17 protein-coding genes and 1 pseudogene are annotated in these 19,764 nt (G+C 39.9%); 10 read left to right on the top strand and 8 right to left on the bottom strand.

Features of this window, described 5'->3' with window-relative positions; genetic code table 11:
• The first annotated feature begins 299 nt into the window (after window positions 1-299).
• From dnaK to N6B01_RS00625, 8 genes are all read left to right on the top strand, one after another.
• A complete protein-coding gene (dnaK, locus tag N6B01_RS00660) occupies window positions 300-2,204 on the top strand; it encodes a molecular chaperone DnaK (RefSeq protein ID WP_262079435.1) in 1,905 nt (634 codons plus the stop codon).
• A 211-nt stretch (window positions 2,205-2,415) separates the two neighbouring features.
• Window positions 2,416-3,558 carry a molecular chaperone DnaJ gene (gene dnaJ / locus N6B01_RS00655; protein ID WP_262079434.1) on the top strand — a complete coding sequence of 381 codons (1,143 nt, stop codon included), beginning with the start codon at window positions 2,416-2,418 and terminating at the stop codon, window positions 3,556-3,558.
• 110 nt (window positions 3,559-3,668) lie between these two features.
• On the top strand, window positions 3,669-4,340 hold the full coding sequence (pdeM, locus tag N6B01_RS00650) for a ligase-associated DNA damage response endonuclease PdeM (protein WP_262079433.1): 672 nt from the start codon (window positions 3,669-3,671) through the stop codon (window positions 4,338-4,340).
• Window positions 4,341-4,572: 232 nt separating this feature from the next.
• Window positions 4,573-5,667, top strand: a complete 1,095-nt coding sequence (locus N6B01_RS00645) for a ceramide glucosyltransferase (protein ID WP_262079432.1) — start codon at window positions 4,573-4,575, stop codon at window positions 5,665-5,667.
• A 177-nt stretch (window positions 5,668-5,844) separates the two neighbouring features.
• Entirely contained in the window at window positions 5,845-6,294 is a 450-nt protein-coding gene (gene arfB / locus N6B01_RS00640) for an alternative ribosome rescue aminoacyl-tRNA hydrolase ArfB (RefSeq protein WP_262079431.1), read from the top strand.
• Between the two features lie 532 nt (window positions 6,295-6,826).
• Entirely contained in the window at window positions 6,827-7,591 is a 765-nt protein-coding gene (locus tag N6B01_RS00635; RefSeq protein ID WP_262079430.1) for a glutamine amidotransferase, read from the top strand.
• A 28-nt stretch (window positions 7,592-7,619) separates the two neighbouring features.
• The gene (locus tag N6B01_RS00630) at window positions 7,620-7,946 is read left to right on the top strand and encodes a hypothetical protein (protein ID WP_262079429.1); all 327 of its coding nucleotides are present in this window, start codon (window positions 7,620-7,622) and stop codon (window positions 7,944-7,946) included.
• A gap of 111 nt (window positions 7,947-8,057) precedes the next feature.
• Window positions 8,058-8,426, top strand: a complete 369-nt coding sequence (locus N6B01_RS00625) for a hypothetical protein (protein ID WP_262079428.1) — start codon at window positions 8,058-8,060, stop codon at window positions 8,424-8,426.
• A gap of 113 nt (window positions 8,427-8,539) precedes the next feature.
• Here N6B01_RS00625 and pncB read toward each other — a convergent pair whose 3' ends face one another.
• Window positions 8,540-9,844, bottom strand: a complete 1,305-nt coding sequence (pncB, locus tag N6B01_RS00620) for a nicotinate phosphoribosyltransferase (RefSeq protein WP_262080688.1) — start codon at window positions 9,842-9,844, stop codon at window positions 8,540-8,542.
• A gap of 242 nt (window positions 9,845-10,086) precedes the next feature.
• Window positions 10,087-10,309: pseudogene (locus tag N6B01_RS00615) on the bottom strand (IS6 family transposase); the annotation flags it as partial.
• 221 nt (window positions 10,310-10,530) lie between these two features.
• On the opposite strand from N6B01_RS00615, the gene N6B01_RS00610 reads away from it, so the two are divergent.
• Both N6B01_RS00610 and N6B01_RS00605 read left to right on the top strand, forming a co-directional pair.
• The gene (locus tag N6B01_RS00610) at window positions 10,531-11,004 is read left to right on the top strand and encodes an SUKH-3 domain-containing protein (protein WP_182418423.1); all 474 of its coding nucleotides are present in this window, start codon (window positions 10,531-10,533) and stop codon (window positions 11,002-11,004) included.
• Between the two features lie 297 nt (window positions 11,005-11,301).
• The gene (locus N6B01_RS00605; RefSeq protein ID WP_262079427.1) at window positions 11,302-12,276 is read left to right on the top strand and encodes an NAD-dependent epimerase/dehydratase family protein; all 975 of its coding nucleotides are present in this window, start codon (window positions 11,302-11,304) and stop codon (window positions 12,274-12,276) included.
• Between the two features lie 149 nt (window positions 12,277-12,425).
• Here N6B01_RS00605 and N6B01_RS00600 read toward each other — a convergent pair whose 3' ends face one another.
• The 6 genes from N6B01_RS00600 to N6B01_RS00575 form a co-directional block, all read right to left on the bottom strand.
• Window positions 12,426-13,577: an alpha-hydroxy acid oxidase gene (locus tag N6B01_RS00600; protein WP_262079426.1), complete on the bottom strand. Its 1,152-nt coding sequence runs from the start codon at window positions 13,575-13,577 to the stop codon at window positions 12,426-12,428.
• 29 nt (window positions 13,578-13,606) lie between these two features.
• Window positions 13,607-14,428: an IclR family transcriptional regulator gene (locus N6B01_RS00595; protein WP_262079425.1), complete on the bottom strand. Its 822-nt coding sequence runs from the start codon at window positions 14,426-14,428 to the stop codon at window positions 13,607-13,609.
• 209 nt (window positions 14,429-14,637) lie between these two features.
• Window positions 14,638-15,537, bottom strand: a complete 900-nt coding sequence (dapA, locus tag N6B01_RS00590; protein WP_262079424.1) for a 4-hydroxy-tetrahydrodipicolinate synthase — start codon at window positions 15,535-15,537, stop codon at window positions 14,638-14,640.
• Window positions 15,538-15,602: 65 nt separating this feature from the next.
• Complete coding sequence (locus N6B01_RS00585) at window positions 15,603-17,363, bottom strand: ABC transporter permease subunit (RefSeq protein WP_262079423.1); 1,761 nt, start codon at window positions 17,361-17,363, stop codon at window positions 15,603-15,605.
• Entirely contained in the window at window positions 17,360-18,460 is a 1,101-nt protein-coding gene (locus tag N6B01_RS00580; protein ID WP_262079422.1) for an ABC transporter ATP-binding protein, read from the bottom strand. Before N6B01_RS00580 ends, N6B01_RS00585 begins: the two co-directional genes overlap by 4 nt.
• Before the next feature lie 219 nt (window positions 18,461-18,679).
• On the bottom strand, window positions 18,680-19,756 hold the full coding sequence (locus tag N6B01_RS00575) for an ABC transporter substrate-binding protein (RefSeq protein WP_262079421.1): 1,077 nt from the start codon (window positions 19,754-19,756) through the stop codon (window positions 18,680-18,682).
• Between the last annotated feature and the right edge of the window lie 8 nt (window positions 19,757-19,764).

Below are 19,764 nucleotides of genomic sequence, written 5' to 3'. Positions count from 1 at the left end.
GTGGCTTTTATAAACCTACACCTATATATTAAACAGTAAAATACGAGTTTTTGCTATCAATCCACTTCAAAAATGACACAGCTTGGTAAAAAAACACAAAAAATAATAAAAAAAGCAATTTTTTTGATAAAGAAGTGCAAAAACAACTCAATCCTCTCTTGCAGTAAAAAAAACCGCTCCTTATATACCCATCAACTTGTTATGTTGGAATTTATTTCAAGCTTAACAAAATTAACGATTAGGAACCACATTACGGAACGCTTTTATAGGTCCTTGTGGTTCGCTGAATGGAGAGAAAAATGGCAAAAATTATTGGTATTGACCTTGGTACCACCAATTCATGCGTTGCTGTCATGGACGGCAAAACAGCAAAAGTAATTGAAAATGCGGAAGGTGCACGCACCACCCCATCAATCGTTGCTTTCACCGATGGCGGTGAGCGCCTTGTTGGGCAACCTGCAAAACGTCAGGCCGTGACAAATCCAGAAGGCACAATTTTTGCGGTTAAGCGCCTTATCGGTCGTCGCTTTGATGATCCAACCGTTGCTAAGGATAAGGCACTTGTTCCTTATGCTATTGTACGCGGTGACAATGGCGATGCTGCTGTTGAAGCAAAAGACAACACCTATTCGCCTTCACAGATTTCTGCAATGATTTTGCAGAAAATGAAAGAAACTGCTGAAGCCTATCTTGGTGAAAAAGTAGAACAAGCAGTTATTACTGTTCCTGCTTACTTTAATGATGCACAGCGTCAGGCAACCAAAGATGCTGGTAAGATTGCCGGTCTTGAAGTTCTTCGTATTATCAACGAACCAACTGCTGCAGCACTCGCTTATGGTCTTGAGAAAAAAGACGGTAAGACCATTGCTGTTTACGATCTTGGTGGTGGTACCTTCGACGTTTCGATTTTGGAAATTGGCGATGGCGTTTTTGAAGTAAAATCAACCAATGGTGACACATTCCTTGGTGGTGAAGACTTTGACATGCGTCTTGTTTCTTACTTTGCTGATGAATTCAAAAAAGAACAAGGCATCGATCTTAAGAACGACAAGCTTGCATTACAGCGCTTGAAAGAAGCTGCTGAAAAGGCAAAGATCGAGCTTTCATCGGCTCAGCAGACTGAAATCAATCTGCCATTTATCACTGCAGACCAAACTGGTCCAAAGCACTTGACCATGAAACTTACTCGCGCCAAATTTGAATCCTTGGTGGAAGATTTCGTCAAGCGCACCATTGAACCTTGTAAGGCTGCATTAAAAGATGCTGATTTGACCGCTGCTGATATTGATGAAGTGGTTCTTGTTGGCGGTATGACTCGTATGCCAAAAATCCAAGAAGTTGTTAAAAACTTCTTTGGTAAAGATCCTCATAAGGGTGTTAACCCTGATGAAGTTGTGGCAATGGGTGCAGCAGTTCAAGCTGGCGTTATCCAAGGCGACGTAACCGATGTGTTATTGCTTGACGTTACACCACTTTCACTTGGTATTGAGACTCTTGGTGGCGTGTTTACTCGTCTTATCGACCGTAACACAACTATTCCAACCAAGAAATCTAATGTGTTCTCGACTGCTGAAGACAACCAGAATGCTGTGACTATTCGCGTATTCCAAGGTGAGCGCGAAATGGCAGCCGACAATAAGATGCTTGGCGAATTCAACCTAGTTGGTATTCCACCAGCACCACGTGGCGTACCGCAAATTGAAGTGACATTTGATATTGATGCTAATGGTATCGTTAATGTTTCTGCAAAAGATAAAGGTACTGGTAAAGAACAGCAAGTGCGTATTCAGGCATCTGGTGGTCTTAGCGATGATGACATCGAAAAGATGGTTCGTGAAGCTGAAGAACATGCCGCAGATGACAAGAAGCGTCGTGAAATTGTTGAAGCTAAAAACCAGGCTGAAGGTCTTATCCATTCTGCAGAAAAATCTGTTGCTGATTATGGTGATAAGGTTTCGGCTGAAGATAAGGCTGCAATTGAAACCGCTATTGTTGACCTTAAGGCAGCAATGGAAGGTGATAATGCTGACGACATCCGCGCTAAGAGTGATAGGCTTACAGAAGCAAGCATGAAGCTTGGGCAAGCCATGTATGAAGCCAGTAATATGGCTGATGATCCTGAGGCTGCGGCAGATGCTGCAAGCGGCAAGGATGATGTTGTTGATGCTGATTTTGAAGAAATTGACGATAATAAGAAAAAGTAATGTAAAAATGCTTTAACGATAAAAAGCCCGGCCCACTTTAAAGCGGGTCGGGCTTTTGTCTAAAGCTCGAAATTCAAGACTATTGAGAATTTATAATGGCAATAGTTATCCTTTAAAATCTACGGCTTTAGTTCACTAAAGCCACTACCTATAATATTTTCATAAGATGTGTTCTATGGAAATGGAATAATAGAACAGGATTATTCAAGATATGAAGGTCGATTATTATGAAGTGCTGGGCGTTGCGCGTGGATGCGATGAAAAGGGGCTAAAGGCAGCCTTTCGCAAATTAGCAATGCAATATCACCCTGATCGTAATCCCGGTGACGCAGAAGCTGAACGTAAATTCAAAGAACTTGGCGAAGCCTATGATGTGTTAAAAGACCCACAAAAACGCGCCGCTTATGACCAATATGGCCATGCTGCCTTTGAAAATGGTGATCGTGGCTTTGGCGGCGGCGGAGGTTTTGGCGGCGGCTTTGGCGGTGGCTTTGCTGATATATTTGAAGATATTTTTGGCGATATGATGGGCGGCGGCCGCCGTCGTCGTAGTGACGGCCGTGAACGTGGCGCCGATCTTAGCTATAATATGGAAGTCACACTTGAAGAAGCCTATAGCGGTAAAACTGCACAAATTCGTGTGCCAAGCCATATTGTTTGTGACGACTGCTCCGGCACTGGTGCTAAAAAAGGCACCAAACCAAAAACATGTCCAACCTGTCAAGGTGCTGGGCGTGTAAGGGCATCTCAAGGCTTTTTCTCCGTGGAACGCGCTTGCCCAACTTGTCATGGTCGCGGGGAAGTCATTGAGGATCCATGCCCTAAATGCCATGGTCAAGGCAAAGTCGAGCAAGAGCGCTCGCTTTCGGTCAATATTCCAGCCGGTATTGAAGATGGCACACGCATCCGCTTATCGAATGAAGGCGAAGCCGGATCGCGCGGTGGACCAAATGGCGATCTTTATATTTTCCTATCGGTCAAACCGCATGAGTTTTTCCAGCGTGATGGTGCGGATCTTTATTGTGCAGTGCCCATTTCAATGACCAAGGCAGCGCTTGGTGGCGAGTTTGATGTATCAACCCTTGACGGCGCACAAAATTTAGTCAAAGTGCCAGAAGGTACGCAAAACGGCAAGCAATTCCGCTTACGCGGCAAAGGCATGCCCGTCTTGCGCCAAGAGGTAAAAGGCGATCTTTATATTCAAGTAACGATTGAAACACCACAAAAGCTAACCAAGCGCCAACGTGAATTGCTACAAGAATTTGATGAATTGTCTAATCATGAAAATTCTCCGCAATCGCACGGCTTTTTCTCACGTATGAAAGACTTTTTTGAAAACATGGGAAAAAACTAACTGAAATGCAATACCTTCAACACCATGGGTAAAGCCTATGGTGTTGAATCATTTCAAGCATTAAGCAATATATGGCTAGAAGATTTCATTGATTAAGAGGCAAATATTATTTGAGAACAGCCTTTAAAATATGCTTTTGTGGCCAAGATCTTATACTTGATGCATCGGGTGCTATTTATTGGCCAAGTAAAAAATTATTAATTATTGCCGACTTACATTTTGAAAAAGGCAATGCCTTTGCACGTCAAGGTCACCTTATACCACCCCTTGACACTAAAATTACTATTGAAAAATTAGCAAAGCTATTTGCGCATTATCAACCTGAAGCAATATTAAGCCTTGGTGACAGCTTTCACGATACGCGCATATTTAATTTTATCGCACCGGACATTCGCCAATATTTGACAAGCTTATCGCAACAATTTCATTGGATTTGGATTAGCGGCAACCATGATCCATTTTTGCCAGATAATTTAAGTGGCGAAATTGTTACAGAAAAAAAAATTCAGACCCTTACTTTTTGTCATGAACCGCAAATAAATGGTGAAAAGGGCCAAGTTTCTGGCCATTTACACCCAGCTAAGCGGATTAAACGCTATGGCGCATCTATACGCGGCTTTTGTTTTGCTACCGATTTTTCACGTCTGATCTTACCTGCATTGGGAGCTTATGCCGGTGGATTAGATCTTGAGCATCGTGCTTTTAACGGTCTTTTTGATGTCAAAAAATTGGTTGCATTTTTACTGCACCAAGGGGAAATATTTCCGATAAAACCACAATAATATTTTTGACAATTTCTTGTTCTAAACAATATAGCTATAAATAATATGTTGGCAAAGGGTAGATTTTTATTATAAGCCTAGTAATCATTAGATCTAATTATTTGATTATACGTCTTTTAATTAAAAGCAGCTTCACAGTTTGCCAAAAATGAATTAAATAAGATTTATGATAAATAACAGTTTTGAAAACTGAGAGGAAAAAGCAAGCGTGTGGATTATAGGAACCATTTTAGTGACACTTGCAGCTTTGTGTCTATTGCTTCAAATTGTAACTTTGCTTGTTGTGGCTATTCGCTCAAAATGGCATCCCGTTAGCACAATTGAGACTTGGTATGATGAGGGTGTAACTATCTTGCGGCCAGTTGCTGGTCTTGAAAATAATTTAGAACGTACACTTACTTCCGCTTTCACGCTAGACCACCCTAAAAAAGAAATTATTTTTTGTGTTTCGCGCGATAATGATCCAGTTATTCCCTTGGTTGAAAAACTAATGGCGCAATATCCTGATGTGCCATCACAATTATTAATTGGTGATAATCCAATTAGCCCAAATCCTAAACTAAACAACCTAATCAAAGGTTGGAAAGTCGCTCAATATGATTGGGTAGTGATGACCGATTCCAATGTATTGATGCCGCCTGATTATATTGCTCAGCTTTTTGCTCGTTTTAAAAATGATACTGGGCTTGTCGCTTCGCCGCCGCTTGGTACTGAGCCTGAAAATTTTGCTGCTGATGTAGAAGCAGCTTTCTTAAATAGCTATCAAGCACGCTGGCAATTATGTTCCGATACGCTTGGCAACGGCTTTGCACAAGGTAAGACATTATTTTGGCGGCGCGAGGTATTAGATAATGCCGGTGGTATTGAAGCCCTAGCGAGTGAAATTGCCGAAGACGCTGCCGCCACCAAGGTCGTGCGCTCACAAGGACTAAAAGTACGCCTATCTGCAATGCCTTTTGCCCAACCGCTTGGCGAAAAGCAATTTCAACCAGTATGGTCAAGGCAAGTTCGCTGGGCCAAACTGCGCCGTGACTCCTTTGCCTTTTTCTTTTACATTGAAATCTTGTCAGGTAGCGTTTTTCCACTGCTATGCCTATTGCTTGCAGCATGTTTGGGGGCGGTGTCCTTCACCTCCATTCTTTGGTTTATGCTTGTTTGGTATGGCGTAGAATTCATAACCACCGCTTATGTGGGGTGGCCAATGTCCATACGGCAAGCAATTGCTATTTTTTATCGCGATATTTTATTAGTAGCAGTATGGTTTTCAGCCTTTGGCAAAGGTGGCTATCAATGGCAGGGTCATAAGGTTGATATTGGTAAAAAATAATTTTTTTTTCATTGCCAATAGATCGTAAAATCGACAATTTATAAAATACTGGGGTCAATTTCAGTAACGCATCGTGTAGATTTGCGTTTAATACCTTTTTCTGCTAAAGATGCTGCAATTTCTCCAGTCTAGCGATGGGTTAAGCCAATATAAACATGTGTTGAAGATGGTTACGTCATGGTACAAAAAATAGACTTAAGTGACGATTTCCTTTATGTAAATGAAACCATCACCATTCATAAAAGCAGTTTTGAAGAAAGCTTTATTCGCGCAAGTGGACCTGGTGGACAAAATGTCAATAAGGTCGCAACTGCGGTACAATTGCGTTTTTTCCCGCATTTAGCTGATATTTCTGCCGATATAATTGATCGCCTAATTAAACTTGCCGGCCAACGCGCCACCAAGGATGGGCAAATTTTGCTTGAGGCTGATTGCTTTCGCACACAAGAGCGCAACAGAATTGATGCGCGCGAGCGTTTGGTTGATTTACTGCGAAAAGCAAGTGCGCCACCACCACCGCCAAGAAAGAAAACAAGGCCAACCAAAGCCTCGGTGGAGCGCCGCTTAGTCAGTAAAACGAGCCGCGGCAGCGTTAAAAAATTACGCGGCCGCGTTAAAGACGATTAGTCTATGTTCCTTTAGCCAAGTACGGACTTTTATCAAGTTGAAGAAATTCAACCATTCAAGTGGTGTAAAAATCGGCATTAATTGGATTAAAATTTTATTTTCTTGCCGATTTTTGAACAATTTTTCGTTATTTTTATAAATTAAACTCGTTTTAATCTTTTTCCTATAGTAATAAATAGCTTATAAGATGGTTAATATATTTATTGTTTGATCAATGGCAGTTTGCAAATGTTTGCGTGGCGTTGATAGATTGTTTCTGAAATGAGAATTGACTTTGCGCCTATAGAAAGTTGATTATCGTAAGATTTTTTTAAAATTGTGCAGCAATTTTATAAAAAACTTAGAAAACATCACCAAACAACAGTTAAATTGATGTGTTTCTGCTTAGCATATTTACCAAAAATAGAAAAATTTGCGGTAAATATTGCTTTAAACGATAAAGAGAGCGTCACTCTGAACCACCAGAAAAACGCTTAAGGGTTTGCCAAAAATAATTGGCTGGTTGTAAATTATGGGTGTTGAGCGATAGATCATGTCACTGGCATATAATTTCAAATTGGATTATGATGATGAGCGGCCCTTATTAGCTAGTGGGGAAAAAGCTCCTATTTTAGTAGTTTTGCATCAGGCAAGCTCTACCGCTGGACGTGTGGGACAATTATTGCAAAAGGCTGGTTTTCCCCTTGATATCAGACGCCCTGCCCTAGGTGAGAAACTACCCAAAACCCTTGTGCATCATAGTGGTGTTGTGATTTTTGGCGGCCCGATGAGTGCCAATGATCCCCATGATTATGTACGCTATGAAACGGATTGGATTAGTGTGCCGTTGCGTGAGAATAAACCGTTTTTAGGCATTTGCCTTGGAGCGCAATTGTTAACTCGCCATATTGGTGGCCAAATTCGCTCGCACAAGGACGGCTTGGTAGAAATTGGGTGGTATCCAATTGAGGCAACTCCTGTTGGCCAAAGCCTATTTAACTGGCCAAAAATGGTTTATCATTTTCATCTTGAAGGTTGTTTTGATCTTCCTCGTGATGCACTATTATTAGCAAGCGGCGCGAATTATCCCACCCAAGCCTTTCGCTATGGTGAAAACGCCTGGGGCGTTCAGTTCCATGCGGAGCTAACTCGCATCATGATGCAACGCTGGGTGGTGCATGGTGCGCAGCGCTTTAATGATATGGGCGCACAAAATGGCAAATGCCATTTAGATGGCAGGTTTTTATATGATTGTGCTTTATTAACTTGGTTAAAACAAGCGCTTAACAAAATTTTTCATATTAATGAATTAGCGTAGGCTTGCAATTTTCTAAAAGAGGAAATGCATGGACATTGAACATACCCTATTTTTGATGACCACACGTCCACGAATGTTTGTTATCAATGCTTCTGGCATGTATCATTTTTATTCTGGTGTATTTTCGCAAAAACGTGAAAGTGGTATATCAAAGGATAATGAAGCTAATTTATTGGTTTGCTTTCTTGAATGGAAAAAAAAAGCATTGGGAGTTAACAACCCCGAAGACCTTTTTAATTTTTATGACACTATGGAAAATGAGGACGGATTGGCCTGCATGGCGAAAGATCTTCTTTATGTTTATAAGACAATTTTACCCTCTTACATTCACCCTGCGGATCGACCTTATCAATAATTATAGTTTACGCGTTTAAAAATGTTAACTCACATTTTTAATCACCGCTAAAGAATTTCATCAAGCGGTTAATTTTATTCTCCAGTAAGACTGCTTAGAGCAGTTGATAAAATGATTGATCCCCTTAAAAACCAAAAAACTACTTACGATTTTCTAATTTCGTGTATGTTATATACCCTAATAGATATGCAAATAAATAATTGCATTTCTTCTGAATGCGCTGAAGATTTAATATTTTTGCCCAAATTTATTTCCTTCATTGAAAGTCGAACAGATAATAAAACCATTTTGGATATTTTAGAAAATGGACTTCTTTACACAGATTTTCCAATAATTTCAGGAGAAGAAATTCTCCATAAAAACCTGATGCAAGATTTTTTAAAAGTAAAAAATTTGCTGAAAAAAATGTTGACTGAAAACCATAAGAGTTTAGAGGGTGCTAAATCCTCAACAATTGATTTTAGACACCTTATCAAATAACAAAATGCTTTGCTGACATTAAAAAATAATCAGCTAGACCTATTTAAAAATACGGTCACACGCAAAGATGCTCATACCAAAATTATTTTTGCAATTTTAATGCAAGTCAATTGCTAAATCTCTACTGGGCGGTCAAGGCGATCCTTATTGCCAAAAAAATCAATATAGCGCTTAATTTCATCAGGTTCGCCAGTTGCTTTTTGCAAATTATCTGACAATTTAACAGCAGGCCTACCATTGGCATGGGTAACTTTGCACACCAATGAAATCGCTTTAAGGCCCGAAATTGCGTCCGGTGCGCAGCCAGCAAAATCATTGGTTAGGTTAGTCCCCCAACCAAAACTCATTCTTACCCGCCCATCAAAATGGCGATAGGTTTCTTCAATCGTATCAACATCCAAAGCATCAGAAAAAATCAATAATTTTTCGCGTGGGTCTTTACCATGCTCTTGCCACCACTTAATGATTTTTTCACCACCCTCGATTGGTGGCGCACTATCAGGGCGAAATCCTGTCCAATCTGCAACCCAATCAGGGGCATTGCGCAAGAATGAATCTGTGCCAAAAGCATCAGGCAGAATAATTAAGAGATTGCCGCCATAATAGCGGTTCCAATCCTGCATAACCTTATAAGGAGCAGCGCTTAACTGTTCGTCATTTTGAGCTAAAGCGGCAACCACCATCGGCAATTCATGGGCATTGGTGCCAAGAGCCTCGACATCCGTATCCATAGCTAACAGCACATTGCTAGTACCAGTAAAAGCTGTGCCAATGCCTTCTTTCAAGGCTTCCACACACCAACGCTGCCAAAGAAAGGAATGGCGGCGCCGCGTGCCAAAATCTGAAATGCGAATATCTGGCAATTTGCGTAAACGTTCAACCTTACCCCACATTTTGGCTTTGGCGCGCGCATAAAGCACATCCAAGGCAAACTGGCCAAGATTGCGCATTGCGGCACGTGAGCGCAATTCATTGATGATTGCAAGGGCAGGAATTTCCCACATGGTGGTATGGGTCCAAGGGCCAGAAAAGCGCAATTCATATTGGCCATCACGGCGGCGCAATTCATATTCGGGCAGTTGAAAATCTTGAAGCCAATTTAAAAATTCTGGTTGGAAAATATGGCGGCGGCCGTAAAATGTATTACCACCAAGCCAAATCATTTCTTTTTTGCTAAAGCGCAATTGCCGTGCATGGTCAAGTTGGGCGCGTAATTCATCTTCATCAATTTCATCGGCCAAATGCACAGTCTTGGTGCGATTGATCAGCGAAAAGGTCACATCAACATCGCGATAAAGCCCCCAAATCATTTGCAGCATAAGCAATTTGTAAAAATCAGTATCAAGCAATGATCGAACAATCGGATCAAGCTTCCATGTATGGTTAAAAACACGTCGGGCAATATCGGTGCGAGCCATCATTCATGAACCTTTAAACCGTCAATAGATGCATCATTGCTGCAATGCTCTATGATAATCTTTGCATATCATAGCTCAAAACCACTTTGAACCATTTATATGCTTTAGCTGCCTAGTGTTAAAGCAAGTTTAGCGACAATAAAAGTTAATTTATTGCTTTTTATTAAAAAAATTGCATTGTTTAAAATGACTGTAACTGCCAAGAGAATTTCTTTAAATATTTAATAAACAGTTAAGAAAAACTTGATATATGTCTCATCGATGCAAACTGCGCCGCATGGGGCTGGTCTCGAAATTTCGCACTCGTTTTTCTTGTTTTGGCGCATATTTCAGCATCCAACGGTTGATTTAACCCAGATCAACCTTGATGTCGCGCTCCAATAACAGCTCTTCAATATCCCTATAGCTTAAACAATAGCGAATATACCAATTGATAGCCTGAATAATGATCATTGCTTCAAGGTGCCCAACTACTAAAATTGGCTTTAAAATCATTTCTTGCCCTATAAAATAATTTGTTCTTTAATCTCGTTAGCATTTAAGGCTCCCTAAAATAGGCAGGCATAGTCTCAAGTTTTCTTATTTTTTACGTTAATATAAATTACAAGTAATATTTGCGACGAGGCCTAAAGATGCACTTAAATATTTGGGTGCCACGGCTATAAAACCAAAATAGGAGAAAATAAATGGTGGAAATAATAAAAGGTTTTGAATGTGATTTATTGGAAGATAAATTGAAACCATTGCTAGAAATGGGATGGTTTCAGGGAAGAGAAGTTGATATTGAAAATAAGCTAAACGACCTTATTAATGACGGTTGTATAGTTTCAAATTTTGCAAAGTCTTTTGCAAAACAATTTGATGGATTATCAAAAATAGAAAATTACGGTGAATGGAAAACGCCATTTGTTGAATTTGATTTGGGGGGGTCAATTGGATTTGATAAATTAGATTATCAAAGGTTTACAGATAATGGAATATTAGAAATGACCCCTATGGGCGAATATGTGATCACTTCTGGGTTGCTAACTGATAAATTTGGTAATTTTTATTCTTTTGATGATTGGGATAATATTACAAAACTTGGTTCATTTTCTGAATTTTTAGAAAGATTATGTAATAAAAAGCAGTTGAATTTTACTAAAATAAACATAAAATAATTATTTTTTAATAACCTTTTTGAAAAATATTTTATGTAAATTAAGCACTTCATTGGAAAGTGTAGCTTTCGATTTTATTAGTACGGAACTATCAAAAACGTTGGATTACCCCAAACTAAAATAGGTTTAAATCAAAGCTTGACGCAAAGACAAAAACAGTTGAAAAAGTCAGGTAAATTAATGTCGCTTTAGTCAAGCAGCTTAAGAATTTGATAAAAAAATATTTATCAAAAATAACAAAGACTGACTAAACTGCAATATTTTAACCGGCATATCTTATATGGGATTTTAATCAATATGAAAGCAATTGTAACTGGAACGGCAGGATTTATTGGATTTCATGTTGCAAAACAACTCCTTATAAATGGCTGGAGCGTGGTTGGCATTGATAATCTCAACACTTATTATGACCCAACACTAAAAGAACATCGGCTAAAATCATTGCAAAATGATAAAAATTTCCGTTTTTCTAAAGCCGATATAGCGCTGCCGGAAGAATTACGATCAGCCATATCTGATGATATGGATGCCGATATCATCATTCATTTAGCAGCACAGGCTGGGGTGCGCTATTCGATAGAAAATCCCTATAGCTATGTTCATTCAAATGTCACCGGACAGGTAACGGTTTTTGAACAAGCCCTTAAAATGCCAAAAAGCGTACCGATTATCTATGCAAGTTCCTCATCGGTCTATGGTAGCAATAAAAAGATACCTTTTAGTGAAAGCGACAGAGTTGATGGACCTGTTTCCGTTTATGCAAGTACCAAACGTGCTGGCGAGCTTTTAGCCAATTCCTATCAACATATTCACGGTTTACGCAGCATAGGTTTACGCTTTTTTACAGTTTATGGCCCTTGGGGAAGACCAGACATGGCACCTTGGCTTTTTACCGATGCTATATTGCATCAAAAACCGATAAAGCTTTTTAACTATGGCGATATGATGCGCGACTTCACATATATTGATGATATTGTCGATGGTATTATTGGTGCAATAAATCGTATTTTGAATACTGAAAACACGATCGAGCCAGTTTATAATTTAGGCAATAACCGGCCATCAAAACTTGAAGAATTTGTAAACCTTATCGAAAAGTGGACAAATAAGGCAGCAATCAAACAATATGAGCCAATGCCGGCAGCAGATGTGCCTATGACTTATGCCGATATAACATTAGCGCAACGCGATCTGAATTTTGCCCCCCAAACATCGCTTGATGATGGATTATCAAAATTTATATCTTGGTTTAAAGCTTATCACAAAATATAAGTTCACATCTTCGCGGTGCTTCTATAATCATTTTATTGGCTAACAATAGTAGCAATGCATTTTTGCTTGATACAGATATTATCATCGAAAATTATAATATTGGCAGCAAAGCTGCGCAATATAAACATCAAAATAAAGAATTATTAAAATCATTTTTGCGCATTACGCGACATTGGTAAATCTTCAATATTTTTGCATCCAAGCATAATCATGGTTTGCTGTAATTCTTCAATTAATAATTGAAGAATTATCATGCTACCTTTTTCATCTTGCCCCGCCAATCCCCACAATGGCGCGCGACCTAATAAAACTGCCTTTACGCCAAATGATAATAATTTGGCAATATCACTGCCACGGCGCACGCCACTATCGGCAAAAATAGCTAGCTTTTCGCCCATTTTATCAATAATTGGCTCAAGAACATCAATTGGGGTTACTGCACTATCAAAATTTCGGCCGCCATGGGCAGAGACAACAATGCCATCCATGCCGAGCGCCAATGCTTTTTGCGCATCATTAGGCGATAATATGCCTTTTAGGATAATTTGCCCTTTCCATGTAGTGCGTAATTTTTCAACATCACTCCAGTTGAGTTTATCCTCAATGCGCAACTCTTCATTTTGGCTTACGGACATAATATTATGGCGAAATTCTTCTGGATAATGCCCATAGCTTGGCATACCATTTCTTTTATATAATTGCAAAAGAACAAAAAATAGCCAATGCGGTGCGCCCAAAATATCCAATATGGAGCGCAAAGATGGACGAAACGGAATAGAAAAGCCGTTTTTTTGATTATATTCGCGCTTTGGTGATATTGGTGTATCAACAGTTACCATCAAAGTGCTTACACCTGTATTCCAAACTCTTTCTAAAAGTGTTTGCGTGAGTTTGCGATTGCGCCACATATAAAGCTGAAACCATAATTCAGTTTCTGCCGCATTTTGTCGAATATCTTCAATCGTGGTGACCGATTGGGTTGATACAGTAAAAGGAATGCCAAGTTTACCGGCGCTCCTTGCCAATTTTACCTCACCATCAACAGCAACGATACCCGCCAAAGCAGTAGGTGCAATAATCAGCGGTATATTATAATTTTTATTGAAATATTGGGTTGATAAATCTGGATTATCAATGCCTTGTAAAATTTTTGGGGTTAATCGTATGTTGGAAAAACTATTATGCAAATTACAAATTGCATGTTCATCTTCACTGCCACGATCAATATATTCAAATAAAAAACGCGGTAATTTTCTTTTGGCAGCCTGCCGATAATCGTGAAAGTTTAACAATTTTTTCATTTCGGCCTCAAAGAAAATATAATTAAAAATCAATAGGAATTAAACTTGGAAAACGATATGGATGTCGCAGCAACAAGCACATGGGGAACCAATTCTTTTTCAACTTGCTCAACAGTCCAACGGGTGGTTGGAACAGAAATATTAAGGCCGGCAACTGCAATACCATGCTCATCAGTAATGGCGGCAGCAAGCGAAATATCCCCCATAACTGTTTCATTGCTAATCAGCGCATAACCTTTTTCCTTAGTTGCCAAAATACGCTCACGAATTTTTTGCGGATCGGTCAATGAATAAGGAGTAAGAGGATTAAGCACGGTTGATTGCAAAATTGCATCAAGCTCATCAATAGGACGGCGCGACAAAATAGCCGTTCCTGTCGCGGTAAAAACCGCAGGTAAACGACTACCAATAGTAATATCAACATTGACAAGATGCTGGCCTGGAAAGCGCGCAACAAAAACAACTTCATTACCGTCAAGCTCTTGCAAATTGGTTGTTTCACCAATATCGCGGCTGATTGCGAAGAGATAGGGCGAGGCCTTATCAATCAACTCATTCGATTTAAGATAATTATAGGAAAACTGTAATATTTTTGAAGTTAGCGCATAATTTTTAGTTTGGCGCACACGCTGTAAATACCCCAAGGTTTCTAAAGTATAAACAATACGTTGGGTGGCGCTGCGATCCAAATTGGCTAAACGGGCAATATCAGATAAAGGCAACTGTCTTTGGGGAGCATCAAAAGCATGCAGAACTCTAAATGTCTTTTCGGTAGAACCAATGAATAAAGATGAATCCCTTGGATCATTTTCAATTTCGTTTTGTTTGGAACCCGACAAGAATTTGGGCATATTTATTCTTTCAATAATTTAAAAATTAAGCGATTTTGATTTAGATGCATATTTGTAAAAGAAGTTTATAATTTTTCAAAACCATATATTTAATTTGCAAAAAAAACAGCAACATTATTGTCAGCATATTTTAAATTAAACTGTTGATAGATTAAAAACCACTCCCTGCAATTCTTATCATTACAAGGAGTGATCTATAATAGCTAAAACTATTTTTCAAAACGCTCGATTAACGCTGCATAGGTTTCGCGCAGCGAATTGGATAGGTTTAAATTTGGCTTTTCCAATGGCAAAAGCATATGGGGCGCATTAACTTTAACAAGATCGAGCACCGACTTCATCGGGCCTGGATTTGTTTCGGCAAAAGTTAAATTGAGCAAAGGAATAATTGCGCGATGAATCTCAAGGGCTTCTTGAAGACGATTAGCATTGACCAAGTCAAAAATAAGCCGCCATGCTTTTGGTAACATGGTTGCAGTTACAACAATACCACCTTTTGCACCAGCTGCCATATGCAATGGGAAAAGACCATCCTCACCACTTAAAACCGAAAAATTATCACTAACCCCGGCGACAACCTGTAAAAAATGATACATGTCGGTGTTACATGCCTTCATGCCAATAATATTTTGATGATGGGATAATTTGTGAATAATTTCCGGATTAATGGCGATACGTGTGCGATAAGGAATTTCGTAAATTAAAACAGGTACAGGGGAAGCATCTGCATAACGCGAATAATAATCATAAAGTCCGGTTTGAGTTGGATTGGTATAATAAGGCGTTACCACTAAAAGTGCGTCAGCACCAGCACTTGCAAGATCTTTTCCTGCAGCAATCGCATCATAATAGCCAGCATCTAAAACCCCAGCAATAACTGGTTTTTTACCTTCAACTGCTTTTTTTGATAATTCGACAAATTTTAGCCGCTCAGCACGCGCCAGTGAACCATATTCACCCGTTCCGCCAATAGGTAAAACGCCATCAATACCTTGCTGTAATAGCCACGAAAACAAAGCTTTTGATGCATCAATATTAATTGTGTCATCATTATTAAGCGGTGTTGGAATTGCAGGGATAATACCCTTTAGGTCATGTGAAGTTAACATAATAATTCTTTCCAGAAGATAAACCAAACATCAATGAGAATGTCACAAATGTTTGGCAATTAAGTTTAACGATTAAGACTACGTTGGCGTAATTTGTCGGCAACGAAAATTAAAATAGCGATGAAAATCAAAAGTCCGCTTGATACGGCTGCGATTACCGGTGACACCGATAGGGTAACTTCATCCCAGAATTGCTTAGGTAAGGTGGTCGTAACGCCACCAGTTGAAAATAGCGCAATGGTAAGTTCATCAAATGATGTTGCAAAAGCAAACAAGAATGAGGAAAACATGCCAGCGCCTAAAATTGGAAATGTTACTTTCCTCAATGCTTTCCATGGTGTCGCGCCAAGACTTTGTGCGGCAAGATCTAATCTGACATCATAATTGCGCAGCACTGCCATCATCGTCATAACCACATAAGGTACCGCCACCACGGTATGACCGATAACCAAACCAAGAATAGTACCAACAATGCCAAGCTGAGCGAAAACATAAAATAAGCCAACAGCAACAATAATGCGCGGTACAATAATTGGCGACAAGATAAAGGCTAACATAATGCTTTTACCGCGCATTTGATGGCGCACCATTAAAAACGCAGTTGGTACACCAATAAGCATTGATAAAATACCTGTGCCGGTTGCGATGATGATCGAGCGCCAGATAGCTTGCATCCAAATTGGTGACTGCCAAATGGCCTCATACCATTTTAAAGTAAAACCGGTTGGCGGCCATGACAAATTGGCAGTACTAAATGATAGTGGGATCATCAAAAAGGCTGGCAAACTGATAACCACTAATAATACCCATACAAAGCTACGAACACCGACTGAAGCTTGCTCATTTTCCTGCTGTTTGCGTTTGGGGAAGATTTTTAGGATAAAATCGGTTGTATCACCAATATAAGAAAGTACGCGATTACCCAAAATGCGAAAAATTGAGTTTCGCTTATGCGTTGTCGTTGCACTCTCGCCAGTTAAGCTTTGAAAGCCAAAAATGCGATCATAAACCATAAAGATGACCACAACCACAAGGAGAAGGAAAACAGAAATTGCTGCAGCTAATTCCCAATTTAATGTTTGCTGTACTTGATCAATAATAAGCTGGGTAATCATGGTATCACGTCTACCGCCAAGCAAGGCTGGTACGATAAAAAAGCCAATTGCGGTGACAAAAACCATGATGCTTGCCGCAGCGACGCCCGGCATGGATAAGGGAAAATAAATCGTCCAGAATGATTTTCCAGGCTTTGCCCCCAATGTGCCTGCGGCGCGCGGCAAGTTACGATCGATATTTTCCATCACCGATAGCATAGTCATAATCGCCAATGGGATCATGGCATGAACCATACCAATAAGAACTGAATTAAAGCCATAAAGTAGGTTAAGCGGCTTATCGATAATACCAAAGCCGATTAATGTATTATTGATAACGCCATTGCGCCCCAAAATAACCACCCATGCAAAGGCACGCACAAGAAAACTTGTCCAAAAAGCTAACAAAACCCAAAATATCAAACGCGCTTTGGTTTTTTCTTTAGCACGGGAAATTGTATAGGCTACCGGATAACCTAAAATAATTGCAATGACTGTAGTGAAAAACGCAATCTTTAGCGTGATCCACATAACATTCATGTACAAAGAAGATGAAAAAATTTGCTGATAAGGGGCAAGAGTAAAGCCATCTTTGCCCCAAACACTCAAAAAGAGTAGCTGGAAAACTGGATAAAGCAAAAAGACCGACAATAAAATAATAATCGGTGCCACCATTAAAAGCGGCTTTAGCCATTTATTCTGTGCTTTGGCAGGACTTGGTGATGTGCTCATTTGCGTTCCTCACTATTTGGAAGAACAACACTGTCACTCACATCCCAGCTTAAATAAATTATATCATTAGGCTTATATTGTTCACTTTGATTGCGGGTCACAAAAGAAGCAACAACTTGGTTACCTCCCTCAATCTGCGTATTAACATAAAGCTTAGTCAAACTGCCGGTTACCATAACATCAAAAATACTTGCCTTGATGCTATTTTCACTCGGCTGATAAGAGATAATCATATTTTGTGGGCGGATCATGATATTGACTGATTTATCATTCGAAAAATCTACATTATTGCGCATGGCACGCACATTTATCGCCGTTCCAGCCAATTGCAGAGTGCATTCTTCGCCATGATCGCTTTTCATTTGCGCTTTAAATATATTGGATTCACCCAAAAATTGTGCGGTAAACAAGGATTGCGGCCGGAAGTATAAATCAGCAGGCGTACCCAATTGCTCAATAGCACCAGCATTCATCAAACAGATGCGATCTGACATGGTCATCGCTTCTTCCTGATCATGAGTGACATAGACAATAGTTGTACCCATTTCGCGGTGAAGTTGTTTAATCTCAATTTGCATATGTTCGCGCAAATTTTTATCAAGCGCGCCTAAAGGCTCATCCATCAAAATAATAGATGGCTTGTAAACCATGCAGCGTGCTAAAGCGATGCGCTGCTGTTGTCCGCCAGATAGCTCTTTAGGGTAACGCTGCGCAACTTGCGGCAAGCGCACCATTTCCAAAGCTTCTAACGCCATGGACTTTGCTTTATCATTGGGAATTTTTCGCATCTGCAATGGAAAAGCGATGTTTTCTACAATCGTCATATGCGGGAAAAGCGCATAATTTTGAAAAACAACCCCCAAATCACGCGCATGGGGCGGCGCAAAGGTCATATCGCGCTCACCGGCTAGAACTGAACCGCTATCAGGTGTGGTGAGGCCTGAAATCAAATTTAAAAGTGTTGTTTTACCAGAACCAGAAGGACCAAGAAGGGTTAAAAACTCGCCTTCGGGTACATCAAGATCAGTTGGTGCCAAAGCGATAAAATTACCATATGTTTTTTTGAGCTGTCTGATGGTTAAACTAGATGATCCCATATCGCTCTCCTCTTAAATTTTTGTTTGTTTCATGAATTAATTGGGTTTTAGGGGCAAATTGAACGATTTTTTAAATTTTTTAAAATGCTCGTGTTTTAAATCATTCATCAATCGCCATTTTTAGCCATTTAAAAACAAAGCACCCCTGTTCAAAAGCCCCAAAGGGCTTTTGAGTGATTAAAATGGCTTTATCTATTGTTGATTAAGCAGGCTTTTGGTTTAGCTCAAAAGCCACTGATTATAATCTGTGATGAGCTTTTCTTGATTGTCGCGCCAATATTTTGCATCAATCTGAATGCCTTTTTCACTATTAGCAGGGAAGCTTGGGCAATTTTTTGCAACATTTGGATCAATAAATTCAAAAGCATCAACTTGGGCAACACCGGCGGGGAAGAATTTCATGAGCTCGGCATTGCGCTTGGCATCGGACGCAAAAATAATAAATTCACGGCAAAGATCAGCATTGGGCGTACCTTCCAAAATAGACCAATTATCCACGCCCCAAATATTTTGATCCCAAACAACACCAATATCGCTGCCGGCTGCAATGGCCGAATGTGCGCGTGAAACCCAAACAGGCACCATGTCGACCTCGCCAGATTGCAACATTTGCTCGACCTGCGCGCCACTTGTCCAAAAGACTTCAATTTCATTTTTGATTTGATCAAGCTTTTTAAATGCTCGCTCGGTATCGCAAGGATACATATTAGCAATATCGACACCATCGGCAAAAAGCGCTTCTTCAATCGTATCAAAGGGATGACGACGCAAAGCGCGGCGGCCTTCAAATTTTTCAATATCATAAAAATCAGCCCATGAAGCAGGAGCTTGCTTATTTTCAAAGGCTTCATTGCGATAAGCAAGGATTGTCGCATAAATATTATTGCCAACACCCCATTCGCTCATATATTTTTGCGGAATTGTTGAAATGACCGGATCACTTTCAAGGCCATGCTTTTGCAAATATTTGCGCTCACCAGAGGTTAAGACAAGAATGGTTGGCTGAGAAATTTTAGCCATATCCCAAGTATATGTGCCAGTTTCTACCATAGAACGGATTTGCGCTGCAGGCTCTGCATTCGCAGGCACACCAATAACCTCAATACCGGTTTTTTCAGTAAATGGACGATAGAATACTTCGGTGTAAGCCTGATTATAAATGCCACCATCATCTCTTACAGTAATACGTTTTTTACCCTGTGCTCGTGATGGGCTCCAAACTGCGGGGGCGGCAAGCGCTACAGTGCTAAAAGCACCAAGTTTCAATAAATTTCTACGCGATATTTGATTTTTCATTGCATTCT

The organism is Bartonella sp. HY406 (assembly GCF_025449315.1).
In the GTDB taxonomy this organism is placed as follows: Bacteria; Pseudomonadota; Alphaproteobacteria; order Rhizobiales; family Rhizobiaceae; genus HY038.
Note: the sequence above shows the minus strand (reverse complement) of the source record. Positions and strands in the feature narration are given on the sequence as shown.